This window comes from Nostoc sp. (genome assembly GCF_036917235.1).
Lineage (GTDB): Bacteria > Cyanobacteriota > Cyanobacteriia > Cyanobacteriales > Nostocaceae > Nostoc.
Map to the genome: position 1 here is coordinate 118,700 of NZ_JBALDU010000067.1, position 14,458 is coordinate 133,157.

Genomic DNA, 14,458 nt, shown 5'->3' on the forward strand with positions numbered 1-14,458 from the left:
CTTGTTTTTCTTCTGTTAGCGCAGCCGATTCTGACTCCTGAATTCTGCTGTATATTCTTCACCCTGCTGCTTACCTTATTGTTCTTCGGCAGTGTAAGTATAAAATTGATTAAAAGCTCCTACCGTTTCAAATTTGTATGAAGGTATCCAAGAATTTATTTTTAAATTTGTACGGTAAACACTAAAAATAAGGAAATCTTGCCTTTCTGTAGTCTTGCCAATAATTTCTTGGATTTGCGGGTTAGCCGAGTCAACTAACTTATCACAATTAAAACGGATTAAATTTTCTATAATATTCGTAGTTTTTTTACATACATCGGTTTTTAAGTATTTTGTCAGGCGTTGAACTGCATATTCTTCATATTCAACTTGACTAGGATTGGTTTTCGCCATTGTCACACCCAAGGCGGCGAGGCCTACTGCTGCTCCAGTATACGCAATGATGGTCAATGGTTTCATATTTGCCAAGTAAAATTCGTTGTAATCGTTAGATTCCAGAGACTCTAAATCAACTAAGTCCGTTCCTTGAACAAAAACTCTTGATCGATTGCCAAATTATTGCTATAATTCAAATTGTTGAATGGCGAGCGTAGCCAAGTGGTTAAGGCAGTGGTTTGTGGTACCACCATTCGTGGGTTCAATTCCCATCGTTCGCCCTAGATAATTTCATATTAATATCTGCACTCCTGTAGAAGGTGGGTTAGATGGTGTAAATCCTTGTAATCATAACTTTAACAAGGATAAAGATATGCGATCTGTAGCTTTATAGACTTACAGACTAGAGATCGCAATCCTAAAGTCGTGACCAAGTTTATCCTTAATAGTCTGGGTATTCTAAAACGGACATTAACATCTAAGAAGCAGCACGGCAAGATACAGGGTTCTGCCATGAACCATGAGGTGTGGTGGGTGCATTCGCTGTAAATTCCAACTCCCCTTTGTCATTTATCACCCACCCTGTAGCTTCTACAATGGGTTTTGGCGTAACAGTAGTAGGTTTGATGGTAACAGGTGGACTCTTGCGGTTTCTGATGCTGGGATTGAGAGTTACCCAATCTACCAGAACTGCATTAGGAGAAAGAAAGTTATAGGGGTTGCGGGGTAAACCGCCACGTCCAGTGATGATAAATGAACTAGCTTGTTGCTTGCTTCTAGGGTTACAGCTAGTGTCAAGTAGCTGGGAAGTATCAACCAGATTTGTGGGTAGCAGCTGTACTAATCTTGGGCTAATACCAAGTATATTAATAGTTTTTATACCGCTTGCAGAGGGATTTTGCTCCGAAAACGCCGTGACATCATTTGTAGGCAGCATAGATGAGGAAATATATATGTAATATGGTTTGCCATCGTTGACGAATACATCACTTATTACTCCCGGTTCTGGGGATATTACGTCTTTTCGATTAGGTACATTTAAACCAAAAATGCTAGTGGTGGTGATGGTTATCTTCCCCCCGTTACCGTAGAATACATTGGCATCGATGTCGCTATTGTTACTGGTCACTAAAAAGCCATGTTGTGCATCAATTCTGATACTGCCACCCTTATCATTGTAGCTATAAATACTTATGGCGCTGAAATTACGCATCAGTATTAAATCTTTTACCTGCAACACAATATCATCGCCATCAAGCCATCCTTGATCCAAATTAATCTGGTTCGCTTTTACTGTAAGTAAGCCTCTTTCTCTTGCATCTCTTCTCGCCGAGATTACAGACCCGTTATTTAAAGAAACAGAGCGTGCTTGGATATGAACATTTTCAGCAGTAATATTATTTGTCTTTGTTATGTATGTGTTGTCTTTTATACGAAAAGCAGAGTAATTATCTCTTGTAATAGAAACTGAGTCACTAGCTTGCACCAACAAATTTCCATCTGCCTGTACCGTGCTATCTTTTAAAAAAACAGAGCCACTAGCCTGTATCGATATGTTTCCAATGTTTCCATCAGCCCAGATAACGCTATCTTTATCAATTAAAAGTGTTTTAGCATTAATATTAATGTCATTACCATAAACTAGAGCATTAATAAGGGAAACATCAGATCGCGCTACACCATTGGGAAAACTCAACTGTAGTCTGTTACCATCTAAACTTAATCCTAGCGTTCCCTCTGTAGCTAAACCTCCTAACTCGACTAGCTTATTAGGAGCAAACATTATCCCACTATCAAAACTCACATCACCACCCACTAACGCCAAAGTGTTACCTGGTTGCAGTTCTAAATCCTGAGATTGATAAAGGATACTCCCCGGATTTGATCCATATTGCAAGCCAATAGGAATACTTACAGTCAGGAGGGGCTTTGTTTGCGGTGCAGTTGCACTGAACTCAAAACTATCAGCAAATTTGACTGCACTCGCCGTACTTGCCAAGAAAGAACCACCAATATTTAACGAAGCATTCTGTCCAAAAATAATCCCATTTGGGTTAATCAAAAACAAATTAGCTCTGCCGTTAGCGCTAATTAACCCATCAATGTTAGAGACTGACCGACCCGTTACTCGACTAATGATATTCTGAATACCCACAGCATTGTTAAAGTAGGCTGTGCTACCAGTAGTGACAGAAAACTCCCTAAAGCTGTGAAACAAGTTAACACCAGATTGTGTTCCCCCTGTGATATTGAGGGTATTGCCATCTAGTGTAACGACAGAGTTATTAGGCAAAGTGCTATCTGGGGTAATTTGAGCAGAAGCATAATTTGTCCCTAAAGCGATCGCACCTCCCATCACAATCCCCAAACACCAGCGAATAGTCATCCCAAACATCTCACCCTTTAAGCTTTGTAACAGATGAACTCTTTTTTGAGTTAACCACAATTAGTGTTCGTCAGGTTAATACCTTCAGTTCTGGTTCATATTGAAGATGGCGAAATAATACGTGCAAAGAAATCCGACTTGTTCTATTTAGAATGAAGCACGCCGATGTTTAACGCAAACCACCCTAGAAATTGCCTACGCCTGTGATACCATCCCCAGATGGCCTATATCTTGGGTTTCAATGGACGGTATTTATTTGCTCATTTGCAAATGCCATCACTACTTTCATTCACTTAGACTTCAAAATACCACAACTTGACCTTCAACCTGCGGAATCTAGGTTCAAACGACCTCTAAATATATCTCTTTCATATTAAAATTCCCGACATTTTAGAAAAGTCGGGAATCTAACCTTAGAAGTTTTTGAACGCACATTTGTTAAAAAATGCCTAGAAGAACGATCAAAGTCAGCCCACAGAAGGCAAGTAAAGACATAATCAAAATGTTGCCTATACTGTGCTCAGAAGCTGTTAACTTATCTGTATTGTTAGCCATATAAATCAACCAAATTTAAACGACTTTATGCCTAAATTATAAGTGTGTTAAATCAATATTAGTCTGTTTTTGAACAAAAATTTATTTTAATTCATTTAATTTGAACTAAATAGTTAAACTTCAGCAAAACTATTAACTTTTATTTCGATTCTTTAAAAAGAGATTATGGCAAGACTATTACTTATTCCCAAAATTAACACCATACAGGAATCATATTTTATTTTTTAAATTATTTACTTTACATACAAGGGATTTCAAGTTGGTGAACTACACAAGCTATCAAAGCCTATTTTACTTCTGTTAGCGCAGCCTATTCTGATTATATGAATTCTGAATTATGCTGTATATGCCGCTCGTCAAAATATACGTAAATAAATGATATAGTAAATATTACATTAAGCAATTGAGGGCGTGATAATTTGTGCCCAAAATCTTATGATGCAGTTATTTATTAACATCTATCAAAAGAAATAAAAATTGTATTCCTTTAGTAAGATCCAAAAATACTGAGTCATAGATACTTTAAGTAAAGTAGAACATGATTTAAGTGCCTGCTGAAAAGTTGATACTTGTAGGTACACAGGTAAATATAATTTATCTGTGTTGTTTCGTGTTTATATATGTCTAACAAAAGGTGGAGGCTTATTTGTCTCGCCTAGAAAGTTAACAATGCAAACATCGTCATTTAGTGGAGTTGCTATGTCTGAATTGCTTCAAGCAGTCTTAGATAGTGAAGAAAAAAGTGATCTACGTTCCTTTATTAGTGAATTACGTCAACAAGAAAAGAAGTACTTGCTACGGAACGACATACTCAATGTATATAGTGAGTATTGCTCCAAATCCCAGAAACCTGAAGGCTTTTACACTTCCTCGGAATTAGGCAAACTCATTTACTATACTCAGGAAATAATTCAGGAGGACTCAAACTTCTGTTTTATCATCCGTTCTAAGATTGCCAGCCAAGAAGTTTATTGGTTGACATCAGACTTAAGCATTGAGCCGATGACGGTGCAGGATTTGTTGGATCTGCGCGATCGCTTGGTGGACAAATTTCATCCTAACGACGGCGGCTTGCTAGAATTGGACTTCGGCCCGTTTTATGACTACACCCCAGTCATCCGCGACCCCAAAAATATTGGTAAAGGGGTGCAATTCCTCAACCGCTATCTATCCAGCAAAATATTTCAAGACTCCAAACAATTGCTGGACAGCTTATTGAATTTCTTGCGCCTGCACCACTACAACGGTGTGCAACTGCTAGTCAACGATCGCATTCAATCACAGCAGCAACTTTCCGAGCAAGTTAAGAAAGCTATCAGTTTTGTTAATAATCGCCCCGCAGATGAACCCTACGAACAATTCCGCTTCCAATTGCAGTCAATGGGTTTTGAGCCGGGTTGGGGTAACACCGCAGCGCGAGTGCAGGAAACCTTAAATATTCTTGATGAATTGATTGATTCTGCCGATCCTCAAACCCTAGAAGCATTCATTTCTCGCATCCCGATGATTTTTAGAATCGTCCTGGTGTCAGCTCACGGTTGGTTTGGGCAAGAGGGAGTTTTAGGGCGTCCCGATACCGGTGGTCAGGTAGTTTACGTCCTTGACCAAGCAAAGAGCCTAGAGAAGCAGCTACAAGAAGATGTCCTGCTTGCGGGTTTAGAGAAATTGAATGTCGAGCCAAAGGTAATTATTCTCACCCGCTTGATTCCCAATAGTGATGGTACCCTTTGTAATCAACGGCTAGAAAAAGTCCTGGGTACCGAAAATGCCTGGATTTTGCGAGTGCCTTTACGGGAATTTAACCCTAACATGACTCAAAACTGGATTTCTCGGTTTGAGTTTTGGCCTTATCTAGAAACTTTCGCCATTGATTCCGAAAGAGAACTACGGGCAGAATTTCACGGCACACCTGACTTAATAGTTGGAAACTATACTGATGGAAATTTAATAGCATTCTTGTTGGCGCGACGGTTGAAAGTTACTCAATGCAATGTTGCCCATGCTTTGGAAAAATCTAAATATTTGTTCAGTAACCTCTACTGGCAAGAATTAGAGGAGAAATATCATTTTTCCTTGCAATTCACAGCTGATTTGATTGCCATGAATGCTGCCAATTTTGTGATTAGCAGCACCTACCAAGAAATTGTCGGGACACCAGATAGTGTGGGACAGTACGAATCTTATAAGTGCTTCACCATGCCGGAGTTGTATCATGTTACTAATGGCATTGAATTATTTAGTCCCAAATTTAATGTTGTACCGCCGGGAGTAAATGAAAATAATTACTTCCCCTACACCCGAAATAAAGACCGGGTAGAGAGCGATCGCCAACGCCTTGCAGAAACACTCTTTACTCTGGAAGACCCCACACAAATCTTTGGTAAACTCGACGATCCTAACAAACGCCCTCTCTTCTCAATGGCGCGTCTTGACCACATCAAAAACCTCACAGGTTTAGCTGAATGTTATGGTCAAAGTAAAGAATTACAAGAGCATTGCAACTTAATTTTAGTAGCGGGTAAATTACGCGTCGAAGAATCAGGCGACAACGAAGAACGTGACGAAATTATCAAACTCTACCAAATAATTGACCAGTACAATCTCCACGGAAAGATTCGTTGGCTGGGTGTGCGCCTGACTAAAACTGATTCTGGTGAAATTTACCGAGTCATTGCCGATCGTCAAGGAATTTTTGTACAACCAGCTTTATTTGAAGCTTTTGGTTTGACAATTTTAGAGTCGATGGTTTCAGGATTACCGACTTTTGCCACACAGTTTGGTGGGCCATTAGAGATTATTCAAGATAAGGTGAATGGCTTTTTGATTAACCCAACGAATTTAGAGGAGACAGCCACCAAAATTGTGGACTTTATCACTAAATGCGAAGAAAATCCTAACTATTGGAGTGAAATTTCGCAGCGAGGAATTGACCGAGTTTACAGCACCTATACTTGGAAAATTCACACTAGCAAGCTGTTATCATTAGCACGGATTTATGGCTTCTGGAACTTTACTTCCAAGGAAAATCGAGAAGATTTATTGCGCTATATCGAGGCTTTGTTCTATTTAATTTACAAGCCAAGAGCGCAACAGCTATTAGAGCAGCATAAGTACCGATAATAAGTTAAAAGGGATAAGCTGTTCCATATTTAACTCAATACGCTTGGGTTAAGAATTTTTGATATGTAGTAGACGTTGCAATGCAACGCATCTACAAAGGATTTCGGGCTTAACCCAAGCGTATGTAAGGGCATCTAAATTACTCTAGACAAAAAGCTTTATTTATGTATTAACGCAACAATAAGGATTTACCTTTTGATTAATGTTCCAGATCCGAAACCTATGTCTACGACCGGCTACACCTACGTATATAGCGCTTCTCGTTTGGATGCAATACATTTTGACCTCTCTGCAAACCTCTCTCCTAAAAGGAGAGAGGCTTTGATGCTTACTCCCCTTCCCTCGCAGGGAAGGGGCTGGGGGTTAGGTCTGTATTTCACGCAATTGAGAACCGCTATAAAATATTATCAACAAGCAAGATTTAATGCGAATTTACCACAAATTATTGATAAAATGTGCTGACCCTAGCTAGATAAGCTAAATCACAATTACTATTAAGGTCTATTTGTGAAATAAGCAGCCCAAAAGCTTAAAAATCAGGAGACCATTGCATGAGGGATCTGACCAGTGACAGCCAACTATCAAGAATTGTTTTGAAGGGCTTTAAGTCTATTGCTGAATGTGACCTTAAGCTTTTGAAACTAAACGTACTTATTGGATGTAATGGTGCAGGTAAATCTAACTTCATAGGCTTCTTTCGCATGGTTCAGCAGATGCTTGAGAGGAATCTGCAAGTTTTGGTAAGCCGCCAGGGTGGCCCCGATGCGATCTTGCATTTTGGCCGTAAAACAACTGAGCAACTAAAGATTAAGCTTTATTTTGGAAACAACGGGTACTTCGCTACGCTTGAACCAACTCAAGACAACCGTCTGATGTTTTCCAAAGAGTCTTTTTGGTGGAACAAGATCGGTGAGCGTGAAATCGGTAGTGGTCATTTTGAGAGTAAGGCTTTACGGGGCAGTGGGACAGGAATTGACAAGTACATATTGCCCACCATGCGGCAGTGGCGGGTTTATCATTTTCATGACACAAGCGATAGCGCTTATGTGAAGCAACCACACAGAATTAATGATAATGCTTACTTGCGTTCTGACGCACGCAATCTTGCAGCTTTCCTATATTTGTTAAGTGAAAATTATTCCGAATCTTATCGGCGAATTGTCAAAACAATTCGACTTGTTGCCCCTTTCTTTGGTGATTTATATCTACGTTCTTCTCCACAAAACAATGAGATGATCGAGTTGGAATGGGTCGAGCAAGGTCAGGATATTCCGTTTAAAGCTCATCTTCTTTCGGATGGAACACTTCGTTTTATCTGTCTGGTTACAGTCTTTTTGCAACCTACTTCCCTTCAACCCGAAACCATTTTGGTTGATGAACCTGAGCTAGGTCTTCACCCGTATGCAATTACTGTTCTTGCATCATTAATGCGTTCCGCCGCAAAAGAAAAACAAGTTATTGTTTCAACTCAGTCGGTTGAACTACTCAATGAATTTAGCGCGGAAGATGTAATTGTTGTGGATCGCGATCGTGGTAAATCATCACTCCGAAGATTGAATGAGGATGATTTACACGAGTGGCTTGAAGACTACAGCTTAGGAGAACTGTGGAAGAAGAACGTCCTTGGCGGGAGACCTTCACGATGATCCGAATACACGTTTTTGTAGAAGGACAAACGGAAGAAACTTTTGTAAAAGAAGTACTCTGCGAACATCTTCAGCGAAAAGATATATACCTCAACCCCATTCTTGTGCGAACTAGCTCAACAAATAAGGGTGGTGTAGTGAGCTATGCAAAGATCAAGCCGCAATTGAATCGTAAATGCCTTGAAGATGATTCGGCGTTCGTCACTACGATGTTTGATTTATATCGATTGCCAAATGATTTTCCAGGAAGCAGTTCTCTGCCTAGTACGAATGACCCATTTCAGAAAGCTGAATATCTTGAGCAGCAAATGAGCGCAGACATTAAACACAAAAATTTTCTCGCCAATTTACTGGTTCATGAGTTTGAGGGACTCCTGTACAGCAATCCACAAGCTTTTCTCGCATGGTTTGACCAAAGTATAGTAGATAGTCTACAGGCAGAGCGTGATTTATTCCTTTCACCTGAACATATTAATGAAGGCCCGACAACAGCCCCATCCAAACGAATTATTAGATGTTGCCTTGGATATGAAAAGCCATTACATGGCTCCTTGATTGCAATGGATATTGGGTTGGATACAATACGTCAGCAATGCCAGCATTTCAATCAATGGTTAACGCGTCTTGAAAAGATGAGCAGTAGTAATGACTAAAGAAAATATATTGCCTTCAAAAGACAGTAAAAATGTTACTTGTGTTCTCCATATTTTAGAAACTTTTCAGCATTATTACTAATTTAAAAAAGTGATTTTTTCTTAGATTTCCATAAATGAATCAGGAATTATGAATAATACGAAGTTTCATAACTCCTAACTTCTAACTAAATTGTTAGCGCACTCCAAGTTCGTTGACCAACCACTCCATCTACACCTAAATTTCGCTGGTTTTGAAAGGCTTTGACAGCAGTCTCTGTTAGTGCGCCAAAAATCCCATCTACTCTCACACCATAACCGTTAGACACTAATAACTGTTGTAAAGCTCTGACAGCAATACCAGAACTACCAAAATAAAGAGTCGGTAGAGGTTGGCTACTAAACTTCTGGAACCTTCCTGTAGCCTTTGTACGGACTTTACCTCCAGACTGAAAAGACTTCTTAGGCTTACCTAAGTTAGAAGAAACTAGTCCCAGATTCTTTTTGCTAATTTTCTGAAGTATGTGTTCTTTTTCTGGTTTCAGCACTGAGAGAGAAGCCTGGGAAATCTCATCTGTCTGCATAAATTCAGGTGGCGTAACTTTAGCAGCTATCTCTAACTGACTCTGTTTTGATTGGTTTACGTCATTTTCCATTTGAAATAATTGCTGCTGTGGCAAACTGGCCCCAGATGCTTGTCTTATTGTCAACACGCCCGTCATCATCAGGCCAATTTCAGTCATTTTAGTTTATTTTACTTCAACCAATATTTCTTTTAACCAACAGTTGTTGTCCGGGATAGTACATACTGACCAAATAAAAAAGTCATGTACTAATTTTTTCACCTAATATTTTCATGTTCATATTTGCTCACCTCCGATTCCATATTAATCAAGCCATCAAGTTATCAGACATACTATCTAAATCAATGGTTTAGACAATAACATACTATACGATCGCCTGGGAATGCCATTAAACAAATTTACTTAGTTATATTTGGATCGTGCTTGGTATGCTGATGTTGTTTTTGTCATGTTTATACTGCGAGTAACAATACTACTGAATTCATCGAGTCAGTTTTTTAACTATTGATTAAAAGCTCTTAATTTCAAATACTTTTTATCAATCACAACTTATGTCAATACGCTTGGGTTAAGGATTATTGGTTTTTGAAGACGCGATAAATTGCGTCTCTACAATAAGGGTTTTGTTGCTCATTCTGAACTGTATTGCAACTTATGTCGCTCTTTGAATCTATTCTCGGAAAGCGCACACTTTAACCTCAAAAGAATGAAACCGCACAACCTTATTGCACGGTATGGAATTTGAGTTAAAGTTTAGATACTACATGAAAAAATTACACAGGGGCACTGAACATAATGTTTGTGCAATTCTCTTATCTAATCTGTGTTAATTTTTATATCATTTTGAAACTTTGAGAAAGAATGCACCTTAATCAAAAAGCGTGTAGGCGTAGGCCGCTCTTAGGTATCGCTTAGTACTCTCAGTTGTGGATATTGAAAAACTTTTTACCTTTTTTCATCTCGCCACAAAGCAATACCGCCTAATAAACCAGTGATATTGGGGATGAGTTTGACATTTAACGGTAGCTGGAAATTGACTTTCACAGCTTCACCACCGCCAATGTAAAGGTAGTCATAATTAAACAGATGTTGCAAAGATGCGATCGCTTTTTCTAAACGCCTATTCCATCTTTTCTCACCAATTTTTTCTAACTCTGCCCGCCCCAACTGCTGCTCAAAAGTCTCTCCTTTGCGAAACGGATGATGCCCCATTTCCATATTTGGCACCAGCTTACCATCCACAAATAAAGCCGAACCAAACCCCGTACCCAGAGTAATCACCAATTCAACACCTAAACCTTTGATCGCACCAAATCCCTGCATATCTGCATCATTAATCACCCGTACAGGCTTGTTTAAGTGTTTTAATAATGCTGTTTCCAAATCAAATCCGATCCAATCTGGATGTAAGTTTACCGCTGTTTCCGTGACTCCACACCTCACCACACCGGGAAAACCGACCGAAACGCGATGAAATTCACCTTGAGCGGCGGCTAACACTACAATTGCATTAATTACAACCTCTGGCGTCGCAGGTTGGGGTGTATCTAAACGCGCCCTTTCGGTTACAGGATGCCCCGTAATATCCAAAACCATAGCCTTAACGCCACTACCGCCAATATCAACTGATAGAGTACGAATCGATCCATTTTCTTCAACCATTGAGTTACATCCTTGTTAATGCTTGTTATTTCGTTATTATGCTCTGCTGCATTTGATAATATCTGGATGTTTGGAGAGTCTTTAGATTGGTGGAGAGTGGGCAGATGGGGGAGCAAGGGAGGAGGAGAAGTTGCAGTAAGTTTTCCCCCTCTGCTCCTTTCCTCCTCGGTCACTGAGCGTAGCCGTTCGCGCAGCGTCTCGTAGAGAAGTGCTGCCTCCCTGCCTCTTTACCCTATACCCAAAGTTAAAAATCCCATACATTCAATGCCGGACAGCATCTAGATTTGTTAATCTAAGAATAATAGAGATAGTACTGGCGTAGCTGCTTAAAATCTATCGGGCAGCAAATTTCTATTAAAAGTAATATAAGAGAAAGAATTATGACGGCGTTTGAACCTCAAAGCATCCGCTCGTATAGCCAAGAAGATGTCCAACAAATTCTGCACTTAGCGATCGCTCGTCAAGCAGATGACAAAGACACAGAATTTTCTTATGAGCATATATTAGAAATTGCTGCTGAGTTAGAAATTTCACCTGAGTCTTTAAAATTAGCAGAACGCGATTGGGTATTACAACAGGGTCAAGTTCAACAGCGAAAAGCTTTTGACGCCTACCGCATCAGAAGATTTCAGAAACGCCTAAGCAAATATGCTATTTTCAATGGCTTTTTGATACTGCTTGATTTAATCACAGGTGGCGGAATTTCTTGGTCGCTGTACATTTTACTATTCTGCGGATTGCCTGTAGCGCTTGATGTCTGGAATACCTTTCAAATCAAAGGTGAAGAGTATGAAATGGCATTCCAAAAGTGGAGTCGTAACCATCAGATTAAAAAAACCATCAGCACAGTTTTGAATAAGTGGTTTAAGGTATTACAGGCTTAACAAAAACTTTCTCTGACGCTAACACATCTCTACTTAATTCCTCCTAGAAACGGCTACGGTGTACACACAAGTCTTCCAGAGTTGCCTCATAGGCTTTTGATCCCCCCAACTCCCCTTAAAAAAGGGGGCAAAAATCTCTTAAAGTCCCCCTTTTTAAGGGGGATTTTGGCTTTGTTTGTACACAGATGTGTATACACCATAGTCTTTCTGGGGGGAATATTTTACAATCAAACTAACTAGAAACTGAGTTAGCCGCCTCAGAAGCCTTCTCGGCTGGTGGAAAGCCACCCATACGAATCTCAGAAGTGAAGGAAGTGATACTAAATCCACCAAAACTTTTGAGGACATTTACCCGCATTCGCAAATTAGGGCTAGCAAACCACAGGCGTTCCTCTGAGAAGATGGTTTCATCCTCTGTAGTTAGGATTAAAGCACCATCACTGTCAAATTTATAGCGTCCGGCAACTGGAGTTTTATTGGCATCAACTATTTCTCGCAGTAACCTCCCCTGGGCCGGATTATCCGCATCAGGTACCGAAACTAACACAGTTGAACCACTATGTTTTGCTTGATCCTTATCCATTGTGCCGTTCCAGGTAATTTTGGTAGCACAGGAAGCAGAACTAGGATTAACGTTGTAATTTTGACACAGCTTGACTGCTTCTGGATGATCTAATGCCAGCGCCTCAATGATGATATCTGACTTGCTATGTTCCGATTGGTTAAAAGCCAAATGTTGACTAGTACGATGAGAAAACCATTTACCAGTACTTAACTGAAAAAACTCTTCAATATTCATGAATGAAATTACCCTGCATCAAAATGCTAAAATTCCCACTTAATTATTATTAAAAGGTAACAGGAGGCTTTAATATTAAGCTTGATTGCCTATTTCCTCAAGCTTCTTGAGGCCAATTCTGGCTGCCTCAGCAACGTTGAAATGATTGTCTTTTTCCAGGTATTTTAAAGCTGAGACACTTTTTGGAGTGGGAAGATTTCCCAAGGCTTCTGCCAAACGCTGCCTGACTAACCAATCATCTGATTCGGCAAAGCGCAGGATCTTATCTACAGACTCGATGTCTTGAATTTCTCCCAGTGCAGAGATTGCAGCTTGTTGCAACACAACTTCTTTGCTATCCAATGCCTGAAGAAGAATTTGACGGGCACGAGGATCTTTAATATTACCTAAAGAAACAGCTGCACTAAAGCGCACTAGCCAATCAGTATCTTCATAAAATGCCCGTGAAAGCACCTCAAAAGCTCTGGCATCACCCAAATATCCTAAAGCACCAGCGGCATCAGCGCGTATACCATAATCGGGGTCATTTTCGAGAATTTTTACCAAAATAGAATAACATTCTGGCGTTGGCTTGATTCCCAGAGCAAATATTGCCATCGATCGCAGTTGCAAAGATTCATCGTCTAGTACCTTTTTAATCAAAGGTACTGCATCCTCAGGGGAAGCATGACGCAGATTAGCTAGGGCTACCATGCGATCGCGTAAATTCGGACTTTCTAACTGAGTAGAAATTTCTTGTAAGCTTAGAGCTGCCATTTAGTTCAAAGCGTTTTGTTTACTTATCTTAATGTACCCGATCTGTTCATCAGGCTGTGGCCATAGTGAAGTAGGAGTTTGGCGACTTTACAAAATGGCTCAATTATGAGTTAAAAATAAACAAATATTACTTACGTGAGATTATATATTGAATTTAGCAGTAATTAAGGGATAATCTTCAAAGCTTCAGTAGCCAGTTTTTTGTTGGGGGTTGCATATTTGCGGGATGATTTTACTATTTTTGTGGGATGGGCAACATGAGCGTCCCTTGTATTTACGGGCGGGCAGGATGCCATTGGTGTCAAGTTAAGAAAATTAGAGTTTTGTCAAGTGGGTAAAACTCAATGGTTAAACTGAACACAATGGTGTTGAGAATAGCCATGACTAAGCCACGCAAAAAACAAGGAAATCCAGACTTTCGACATCGGGTAACTTCCCCTGCCCCAACAAGTGAGGAAATAGAATCACGATTGATTGAGCTAGTCACTCCAGGTACATTTGCCAATCTCAAAGGGGTAAAAGATAAAGAACGGAGCTTGCGCGATCGCGTACTAACCCTACCTGTGATGGCAGCAATAGTACTGAGTTTAGTATATCGACAAATACATTATTTAACAGATGTGCTGCGCTGCCTAGAAGTCGAAGGATTATTGTGGGTAGAGGCAATGTCAGTGAGTCGTCAAGCGTGATCTCAACGCTTTGAGAGCTTGCCTACAAAACGGTTATTGGGTTTATCTTATCTCTGGGTTGGCGGCACTAATGGTGTGCAGATGCAAGTTTATGCTACTTGGATTTTCTACGCTGTCCTTAATGATTTATCTGCGGATGTCGCTGTAGCTTTGCAGCAGCCCTTAGAACGTATTTCGCTAGAAATGGTCTTTCGCAGCTTATATTTTTTCAATCGCGCACTCTTGCAAAACCCACAACTACAACTAATTCCTTGGTTAGTCGAGCATCAGCGTTCTATGGGCTTAGTTAAAGCTGTTCGCCAACGACATCGACGTAACGCTGCAAGGTCGCTTGACATTTGGGCTTCTGCCTTAACTTGACACCAATGGC

12 protein-coding genes and 1 tRNA gene are annotated in these 14,458 nt (G+C 40.1%); 7 read left to right on the forward strand and 6 right to left on the reverse strand.

The annotated features are described in order from the left end of the window. Positions 1 to 75: 75 nt before the first annotated feature. Complete coding sequence (locus tag V7K44_RS19910; protein ID WP_334933620.1) at positions 76 to 459, reverse strand: DUF4359 domain-containing protein; 384 nt, start codon at positions 457 to 459, stop codon at positions 76 to 78. Between the two features lie 124 nt (positions 460 to 583). Between V7K44_RS19910 and V7K44_RS19915 the strand changes: the two genes are divergently transcribed. Continuing rightward, positions 584 to 656, forward strand: a tRNA-His gene (locus V7K44_RS19915). Positions 657 to 853: 197 nt separating this feature from the next. Here V7K44_RS19915 and V7K44_RS19920 read toward each other — a convergent pair. Further along, positions 854 to 2,761 carry a filamentous hemagglutinin N-terminal domain-containing protein gene (locus V7K44_RS19920; RefSeq protein WP_334933621.1) on the reverse strand — a complete coding sequence of 636 codons (1,908 nt, stop codon included), beginning with the start codon at positions 2,759 to 2,761 and terminating at the stop codon, positions 854 to 856. Positions 2,762 to 4,015: 1,254 nt separating this feature from the next. On the opposite strand from V7K44_RS19920, the gene V7K44_RS19925 reads away from it, so the two are divergent. The 3 genes from V7K44_RS19925 (at position 4,016) to V7K44_RS19935 (ending at position 8,735) form a co-directional block, all read left to right on the forward strand. Further along, a complete protein-coding gene (locus V7K44_RS19925) occupies positions 4,016 to 6,436 on the forward strand; it encodes a sucrose synthase (RefSeq protein WP_334933636.1) in 2,421 nt (806 codons plus the stop codon). A gap of 551 nt (positions 6,437 to 6,987) precedes the next feature. Beyond that, positions 6,988 to 8,082: an AAA family ATPase gene (locus V7K44_RS19930; protein WP_334933622.1), complete on the forward strand. Its 1,095-nt coding sequence runs from the start codon at positions 6,988 to 6,990 to the stop codon at positions 8,080 to 8,082. Then, positions 8,079 to 8,735: a DUF4276 family protein gene (locus V7K44_RS19935; protein WP_334933623.1), complete on the forward strand. Its 657-nt coding sequence runs from the start codon at positions 8,079 to 8,081 to the stop codon at positions 8,733 to 8,735. Before V7K44_RS19930 ends, V7K44_RS19935 begins: the two co-directional genes overlap by 4 nt. 167 nt (positions 8,736 to 8,902) lie before the next feature. On the opposite strand, the gene V7K44_RS19940 is transcribed toward V7K44_RS19935, so the two are convergent. Then, on the reverse strand, positions 8,903 to 9,457 hold the full coding sequence (locus tag V7K44_RS19940; protein WP_334933624.1) for a peptidoglycan-binding domain-containing protein: 555 nt from the start codon (positions 9,455 to 9,457) through the stop codon (positions 8,903 to 8,905). 786 nt (positions 9,458 to 10,243) lie between these two features. Then, on the reverse strand, positions 10,244 to 10,960 hold the full coding sequence (locus V7K44_RS19945) for an ROK family protein (RefSeq protein WP_334933625.1): 717 nt from the start codon (positions 10,958 to 10,960) through the stop codon (positions 10,244 to 10,246). Positions 10,961 to 11,340: 380 nt separating this feature from the next. Between V7K44_RS19945 and V7K44_RS19950 the strand changes: the two genes are divergently transcribed. Then, positions 11,341 to 11,844 (forward strand): 2TM domain-containing protein, encoded by a 504-nt coding sequence (locus V7K44_RS19950; RefSeq protein ID WP_334933626.1) that lies wholly within the window; start codon positions 11,341 to 11,343, stop codon positions 11,842 to 11,844. 232 nt (positions 11,845 to 12,076) lie between these two features. Here the strand turns inward: V7K44_RS19950 and V7K44_RS19955 are convergent, their stop codons facing one another. Beyond that, a complete protein-coding gene (locus tag V7K44_RS19955; protein ID WP_334933627.1) occupies positions 12,077 to 12,643 on the reverse strand; it encodes a phycobiliprotein lyase in 567 nt (188 codons plus the stop codon). A gap of 75 nt (positions 12,644 to 12,718) precedes the next feature. After that, positions 12,719 to 13,399 carry a HEAT repeat domain-containing protein gene (locus V7K44_RS19960; RefSeq protein WP_334933628.1) on the reverse strand — a complete coding sequence of 227 codons (681 nt, stop codon included), beginning with the start codon at positions 13,397 to 13,399 and terminating at the stop codon, positions 12,719 to 12,721. 344 nt (positions 13,400 to 13,743) lie between these two features. Here V7K44_RS19960 and V7K44_RS19965 point away from each other — a divergent pair, with 344 nt between their 5' ends. Next, positions 13,744 to 14,088 carry a hypothetical protein gene (locus tag V7K44_RS19965; RefSeq protein WP_334933629.1) on the forward strand — a complete coding sequence of 115 codons (345 nt, stop codon included), beginning with the start codon at positions 13,744 to 13,746 and terminating at the stop codon, positions 14,086 to 14,088. Between the two features lie 18 nt (positions 14,089 to 14,106). Then, positions 14,107 to 14,448 (forward strand): hypothetical protein, encoded by a 342-nt coding sequence (locus V7K44_RS33250; protein ID WP_442940704.1) that lies wholly within the window; start codon positions 14,107 to 14,109, stop codon positions 14,446 to 14,448. Positions 14,449 to 14,458: the final 10 nt, after the last annotated feature.